Annotated in this window: 5 protein-coding genes and 1 pseudogene; 4 read left to right on the forward strand and 2 right to left on the reverse strand. The window is 73.8% G+C overall.

All coding sequences use genetic code 11. From position 1 onward, the window contains the following. The coding region (locus GT030_RS25635; RefSeq protein WP_161203142.1) for an MFS transporter at positions 1-781 on the forward strand (781 nt) is incomplete at its 5' end. On the opposite strand, the gene GT030_RS25640 is transcribed toward GT030_RS25635, so the two are convergent. Continuing rightward, positions 762-1,160, reverse strand: coding sequence for a VOC family protein (locus tag GT030_RS25640; RefSeq protein ID WP_161203143.1), 399 nt, complete (start codon positions 1,158-1,160; stop codon positions 762-764). The genes GT030_RS25635 and GT030_RS25640 overlap by 20 nt on opposite strands. Before the next feature lie 36 nt (positions 1,161-1,196). Further along, positions 1,197-1,832 carry a TIGR03085 family metal-binding protein gene (locus tag GT030_RS25645; protein ID WP_161203144.1) on the reverse strand — a complete coding sequence of 212 codons (636 nt, stop codon included), beginning with the start codon at positions 1,830-1,832 and terminating at the stop codon, positions 1,197-1,199. A gap of 82 nt (positions 1,833-1,914) precedes the next feature. Between GT030_RS25645 and hisI the strand changes: the two genes are divergently transcribed. The 3 genes and pseudogenes from hisI to GT030_RS37425 all read left to right on the forward strand — a co-directional run. Continuing rightward, a complete protein-coding gene (hisI, locus tag GT030_RS25650) occupies positions 1,915-2,295 on the forward strand; it encodes a phosphoribosyl-AMP cyclohydrolase (RefSeq protein WP_130334460.1) in 381 nt (126 codons plus the stop codon). 5 nt (positions 2,296-2,300) lie between these two features. Next, positions 2,301-3,782, forward strand: a complete 1,482-nt coding sequence (locus tag GT030_RS25655) for an anthranilate synthase component I (RefSeq protein WP_161203145.1) — start codon at positions 2,301-2,303, stop codon at positions 3,780-3,782. A 49-nt stretch (positions 3,783-3,831) separates the two neighbouring features. Further along, positions 3,832-3,939: pseudogene (locus GT030_RS37425) on the forward strand (TIGR02234 family membrane protein); the annotation flags it as partial.

Consider the following 3,939-nt stretch of genomic DNA (forward strand, 5'->3'; position numbering starts at 1 on the left):
CGCCCCGCTCGGCGGGCTCGGTGTGGCCATGGGCGGCGCGGCCACCGCGTTCGGACTGGCCGGACTGCTCATCGCGCTCTCGCTGCCCCTGCTGATCACCGTCCGGATCAGACCGCTCCCCGACGAGAAGACCGGCCGAGAGGCGGGCACCGCCTGGGCCGGCCTGGTGGACGGCCTGCGCTACGTCCGCCGCCACCGCGTCCTCGGCCCGCTGATGCTCGCCATCGCCCTGGGCGACTTCGGCTTCGTCGGCCCGCTCAACGTCGGCCTCACCCTGCTCGCCGACCGGCGCGGCTGGGGCGCGGCCGGCATGGGCTGGGTGCTCGCCGGGTTCGGCGTCGGCGCGGGTGCCGTCTCGCTGCTGCTCGCGGTACGCGGCCGGGTTCCGCGCGCCGGGCTGACCGCGGCCTGCTCGATCCTCGCCGGGTCGGTCGCCATCGGCGCCCTCGCCTATGTGCCGGTGCTCCCCGCGGCGGTCGGCACGGCCCTGCTGGTCGGGCTGCTCGCCGGGCTCAGCGGCGCGATGTGCGGGGCGCTGCTCCAGACCCAGGCCGACCCCGCCTACCTGGGCCGGATCACCGCCGTCGCCAGTCTGGTCAGCCTGGGGCTCGCCCCGCTGAGCATGCCGTTCGCGGCCACCGCGATCGGCGTCTGGGGACTCGGGCCGGTGTTCGTGGCCAGCGCGGCGGTGTGCGGGCTGGGCGGGGTCGTGGTGCTGTGCTTCCCGCACCTCAGGCGGGCCGAGCTGCCCGTCTCAAGGGTCAGCGCAGCCGCTGGGTGAGCTGGACCAGATTGCCCACCGTGTCGTCGAGCACGGCCGCCAGCACCGGCCCCTGCTCCTGCGGGGGGTGGGTGAACCGGACACCGGCGGCGCGCAGCCGTTCGTACTCCACGCGCATGTCGTCCACCTCGAACACGATGGTCGGCAGGCCCGCGTCGTACAGCGCGGTGCGGTACGGCTCGGCGATGGGGCCCCCGCCGGGCTCCAGCAGCAACTGGAGGTCCGGCTGGACCCCCTCGGGCGCGCCCACCGTCACGAACAGCACGCCGTCGCCGAGGTCCAGGAGGTGCCGGGTCTCGAACCCCAGCACCTCCGTGTAGAAGGCGTGCGCCCGCGCCACGTCGTCCACGTACACCCCGGTCATGGCGACCTTGATCATGGCGGTGCCCCGCTCTCGTCAGGTGGCCGGAGCGGCTCAGAGACCGAGCTGGCGGCAGTCGTGCAGGGAGGCGATCGCGTCCGCGTCGCCCTCCAGCGCCACCTTGGCCGCGTCCTGCCGCCCGTAGGCGAACATCAGCAGCTCCGAGGGCTCACCGGTCGCCGTCACCACCGGCGTGCCCCGGTGCGCCACCACCGTCCGGCCGTCCGGGCGGCGCAGCACCAGGCCGGTCGGGGCGTGCCGCCCGGTCATCCGGGCCGTGCGCTCCAGCCGCGACCACAGCAGGTCCTGGAAGACCGGGTCCAGCTCGCGCGGGCTCCAGTCCGGCTGGGCGCGGCGCACGTCCTCGGCGTGGACGTAGAACTCGACGGTGTTGGCCGCCTCGTCCAGCTGCTTCAGCCGGAACGGGGAGAACGTCGGCGGGCCGGTGCGGATCAGCCGGATCAGCTCGTCGTAGGGCTTGGCCGCGTACTCCTCCATCACCCGGTCCAGCCGGGAGGCCAGGGGCTTGGCGAGCATCCCCGCCGCCGCGTCGGGGCGCCGTTCGCGCACCACCACGTGCGCGGCCAGATGACGGGTCGTCCAGCCCTCGCACAGGGTCGGGGCGTCCGGGCCGGCGGTTTCCAAGAGGTCTGCGAGCAGGAGCCGTTCACGCTTGGCGAAGGTCGACATGACTTCAGCGTACGGCCACCGCCGAGGATCACGCACTGGACACGGAACGTGGCCCCGGGCGCCGCACGGCACAATGGCACCCATGACCCGTACGACCGGCAGCCCCCGTCCCAGCGGCCTCGACCCCGAGATCGCCGCCCGCCTCAAGCGCGACCCGGACGGCCTCGTCCCCGCCGTGGCCCAGCAGTACGACACCGGCGAGGTGCTGATGCTCGGCTGGATGGACGACGAGGCGCTGCACCGCACGCTGACCACCGGCCGCTGCACGTACTGGTCCCGCAGCCGCCAGGAGTACTGGGTCAAGGGCGACACCTCCGGCCACGTCCAGGTCGTCAAGTCGGTCGCGCTGGACTGCGACGCCGACACCGTGCTCGTCAAGGTCGACCAGACGGGCGCCGCCTGCCACACCGGCGACCGGACCTGCTTCGACGCCGACGTGCTGCTCAAGGGGGAGGACCGGTGAACGCCATGGACCTCGACACCTTCCGCAAACTCGCCGCCGACCGGCGGGTCGTCCCGGTCACCCGCAAGCTCCTCGCCGACGGAGACACCCCCGTCGCCCTCTACCGCAAGCTCGCCGCCGAACGCCCCGGCACCTTCCTGCTGGAGTCCGCCGAGAACGGCCGCTCCTGGTCCCGGTACTCCTTCGTCGGCGTCCGCTCGGCGGGCACCCTGACCACGCGCGACGGCGAGGCCCACTGGCTCGGGACCCCGCCGGTCGGCGTCCCCACCGCGGGCGACCCGCTCGCCGCGCTGCGCGCCACCCTCCAGGCCCTGCACACCCCGCACCAGGAGGGCCTGCCGCCCTTCACCGGCGGCATGGTCGGCTACCTCGGCTACGACATCGTCCGCCGCCTGGAGAAGATCGGCCCCGGCGAGCGCGACGACCTGAACCTGCCCGAGCTGACCATGCTCCTGACCAGCGATCTCGCGGTGATGGACCACTGGGAGGGCTCGGTCCTGCTGATCGCCAACGCGATCAACCACAACGACCTCGACACCGGCGTGGACGAGGCGTACGCCGACGCGGTCGCCCGGCTCGACGCGATGGAGGCCGACCTGGCCCGCCCGGTCGCCCAGCCCCCGGCCGTGCTGCCGCCCTCCGAGCTGCCCGAGTACACCGCGCTGTGGGGCGGCCCCGACTTCCGGGCGGCCGTGGAGGACGTCAAGGAGCGCATCCGCGCGGGCGAGGCGTTCCAGGTCGTCCCCTCCCAGCGCTTCGAGACGCCGTGCACCGCGAGCGCGCTGGACGTGTACCGGGTGCTGCGGGCCACCAACCCGTCCCCGTACATGTACCTGTTCCGGTTCGACGGGTTCGACGTGGTCGGCTCCTCGCCCGAGGCCCTGGTCAAGGTCGAGGACGGCCGCGCCATGGTGCACCCCATCGCGGGCACCCGGCACCGGGGCGCCACCCCGCAGGAGGACCAGGCGCTCGCCGACGAGCTGATGGCCGACCCCAAGGAGCGCGCCGAGCACCTGATGCTGGTCGACCTCGGCCGCAACGACCTCGGCCGGGTCTGCGAACCCGGCTCGGTGGAGGTCGTCGACTTCATGTCGATCGAGCGCTACTCGCACGTGATGCACATCGTGTCGACCGTCACCGGCGAGGTCGCCGGGGACCGGACCGCCTTCGACGTGCTCACCGCCTGCTTCCCGGCCGGCACCCTCTCCGGCGCCCCCAAGCCCCGCGCGATGCAGATCATCGACGAGCTCGAGCCCTCCCGGCGCGGCCTGTACGGCGGCTGCGTCGGCTACCTCGACTTCGCGGGCGACTCCGACACCGCCATCGCCATCCGCACCGCCCTCCTGCGCGACGGCACGGCGTATGTGCAGGCCGGAGCCGGGATCGTCGCGGACTCCGACCCGGTCGCGGAGGACCAGGAGTGCCGCAACAAGGCGGCGGCCGTGCTGCGCGCCGTGCACACCGCCAACCGGCTGGGCACCGTGTGACCCGCTCGCGGGAACCCCGGATGACGCTTCGTTGGGGGTTCAGGCGATAGTGGAGTACGTGACTGCCGTACCGCACCCCCGTTCCGAAGCCGCCGCGCCCGCCCGCTCCGGCCGGCGCAGCCTCGCCGCCGCCCTGCTGTTCGGCGCGCTCGGCGCG

It is taken from the genome of Streptomyces sp. SID1328, assembly GCF_009865595.1.
GTDB lineage: Bacteria > Actinomycetota > Actinomycetes > Streptomycetales > Streptomycetaceae > Streptomyces > Streptomyces griseoluteus.

Bases quoted from the DNA above. Each gene is read 5' to 3' on its own strand.
- GT030_RS25645 (WP_161203144.1), bottom strand. From the start codon at position 1,832: ATGTCGACCTTCGCCAAGCGTGAACGGCTCCTGCTCGCAGACCTCTTG.
- hisI (WP_130334460.1), top strand. From the start codon at position 1,915: ATGACCCGTACGACCGGCAGCCCCCGTCCCAGCGGCCTCGACCCCGAG.
- GT030_RS25640 (WP_161203143.1), bottom strand. From the start codon at position 1,160: ATGATCAAGGTCGCCATGACCGGGGTGTACGTGGACGACGTGGCGCGG.
- GT030_RS25655 (WP_161203145.1), top strand. From the start codon at position 2,301: ATGGACCTCGACACCTTCCGCAAACTCGCCGCCGACCGGCGGGTCGTC.